The 305-nt window shown below is 41.0% G+C and carries 1 protein-coding gene; it reads right to left on the bottom strand.

Annotated features, from left to right (window positions below; all coding sequences use genetic code 11):
• Positions 1-18 precede the first annotated feature (18 nt).
• Positions 19-305 (bottom strand): cupin domain-containing protein (locus AAEY57_RS19620; protein ID WP_350608620.1); only part of this gene is annotated, 287 nt, incomplete at its 5' end.

Here is a 305-nt window from a genome sequence, read left to right on the forward strand (position 1 = left end):
TGCGTGCACTGAGCTTTATTAATCGAGTAAGGGAAATTGCTCTGCAATAGACGAGTCAGTACTTTTTGCTACCCAGCCCTCTGTATTGTTAAATAAGCGAATGGCAGTAAACTCAGGGTCGCTTCCCATATCAAACCAATGCGGGGTAAGTTCAGGTACTGAAATTAAATCGCCTTGTTGGCAAAGTACCTGATAAACCTTATTGCCTAAATGCAGGCAAAATAGCCCTTGGCCTTTTACAAAAAAACGCACTTCGTCTTCATTATGAGTATGTTCAAATAAAAACTTTTTGCGCAGCTCTGATG

The organism is Pseudoalteromonas sp. MER144-MNA-CIBAN-0113, from assembly GCF_040308965.1.
Classification (GTDB): domain Bacteria; phylum Pseudomonadota; class Gammaproteobacteria; order Enterobacterales; family Alteromonadaceae; genus Pseudoalteromonas; species Pseudoalteromonas tetraodonis.